At 60.7% G+C, this 1,788-nt stretch carries 1 protein-coding gene and 1 pseudogene; one reads left to right on the top strand and one right to left on the bottom strand.

The genetic code is table 11. The annotated features are described in order from the left end of the window. The first annotated feature begins 370 nt into the window (after positions 1–370). On the top strand, positions 371–1,555 hold the full coding sequence (locus NW838_RS15545; RefSeq protein ID WP_414358258.1) for an NAD(P)/FAD-dependent oxidoreductase: 1,185 nt from the start codon (positions 371–373) through the stop codon (positions 1,553–1,555). Between the two features lie 42 nt (positions 1,556–1,597). Here NW838_RS15545 and NW838_RS15540 read toward each other — a convergent pair. Continuing rightward, a pseudogene (locus tag NW838_RS15540) lies at positions 1,598–1,788 on the bottom strand (hypothetical protein); the annotation flags it as partial.

Below are 1,788 nucleotides of genomic sequence, written 5' to 3'. Positions count from 1 at the left end.
GGCTGCGGATCCTACCAGACGCCGCACGGCTCGAACGCCATAGCGGGTAGCCCAGAGGATGACTGCGGCGATCAAAAAGCCCGGCAACAGCTCAATGCCTCGCCCCACCATCTCCAGGAGACTGCGGTTGATGGTTTGAAGTAGTTCGTTCATACCCTCATCCTTGCTATGCAATTGGCTACGATGAACACAAATGGACTTTGGCAGACTCTGAACCCGAGGAGACTCTCAATCTGGACTCAAAGAAGCCCTTTGCGAGTTCCTCTTCAGCCAGTATCGGCCACCGGTGCAGGCTTAGGTTCTGCTGCGCTTGCTACCCTGAACGGAGCCACTTTGCCGCAAGATGAGGTTCAGGGCAACGAGGGAAGCGATGGCCAACTACGACTGGATCGTGATCGGTGGCGGGATTACCGGGGCAGCTCTGAGCTATGAGCTGGCCCGCCAGGGGGGATCCGTTCTCCTCGTGGAGAAAGAAGCGGTGCTGAAGGGGGCAACCCGCTACAGCTACGGGGGCTTGGCCCATTGGGCGGGCAAAACGCCGATGCTCAAAGCTTTGGGGGAAGAAGGGATCCAACGCTACCGCACCCTGTCAGAAGAGCTGGAGGCAGATATTCAATTTCGCGAGCTGGATCTGCTCATGCCCATTGCCCCCGGCTGTGATGTGGAGGCTGTCGAGGCGGATCTGGCCGACTGTCGCATCCCACCCCGGCGGATTTCGGTGGAGGCAGCCTGCGAGCTGGAGCCACTGCTGGATCCGGCAGCTCTGGAAGCAGTGCTCTGGGCTCGGCATGGCCACATCAACCCCTTGTTGACGGCGCTGGCCTTTCAAACAGCCTTGCAACGATTGGGGGGATCCCTCTTGATCACAACAGCAACGGCCCTGCGGCGGCAGGAAGCGCGTATCACGGGCGTAGAGGCTGGAGCCAACTGCTATGGAGCAGGCCAGGTGGTGGTGTGTGCCGGCGGCTGGACGCGGGCTTTGTTGCGCCAAGCGGGGATCCGGGTGCCCATCTACTTCACCCATGCCGAATCCCTGGAGCTGGAGCCCTCGGATTTGCAATTGAGAGCGCTGGTGATGAGCGCGCCTGTGCAACGCTTGGAACTGGAGCGGCAAGCCGCCCATCCCGATCGGGATCCCCTCTGGGACGAGCCGGGGCACGAGCTTGGCCCGCCGATTTTGGATGCCGGGATCCTGCAATTTGTGGATGGCAGCATTCGCATGGGCCAGATCAGCCGGGTATTGACAGATCCCCATGCCGAGGTGGATGCAGCCGCCAGCGAAGCCCAGATCCGGGAACAGGCTGGTCGCTACCTGCCCAAGTTGGCCCACCTGCCCGGACGGTGGTATCACTGCTTGGTGGCCTTTAGCGCCGATCACCAGCCTCTGGTCGGATCCCTGCCCGGTTGGGAAGGCTTGCAACTGTTTTCCGGCTTCAGCAACCCCCTGCCCATCGTGCCCGCTTTGGCCCGTCGCTTCGCCCAACAAGCCTATGGACAGGCGGATGAATGGATCCCTGCTCTATCGCCGGGGCGGTTTGCCCAGGTTTGGAGTTGATGCCTTACCTGCTCTCGATGCTCCTCGCCGAGCAAGTGTAAACTACCCGCACCACTCATGCTGACGCAAAGCGCTCGGCGCCGCTAAAGCGAAAGAGTGCGGGCTTTCAGTAGCCCTGAGCCTGTTATGCTCTGCCAGAGAACAAAACAAACCCGTTCGCGAAGCGAGCCGTAGGCTTAACCTCTAGGCTGGTTTACAGCAGCCCCCAAAAGCGCAATCACATTCGCACCATT

It is taken from the genome of Synechococcus sp. R55.2 (assembly GCF_047462075.1).
In the GTDB taxonomy this organism is placed as follows: domain Bacteria; phylum Cyanobacteriota; class Cyanobacteriia; order Thermostichales; family Thermostichaceae; genus Thermostichus.
This window is presented reverse-complemented; position numbering and strand designations above follow the sequence as displayed.

What these genes read in the sequence shown, in the direction of transcription:
- NW838_RS15545 (WP_414358258.1), top strand. Translation starts at nt 371, where the DNA reads ATGGCCAACTACGACTGGATCGTGATCGGTGGCGGGATTACCGGGGCA.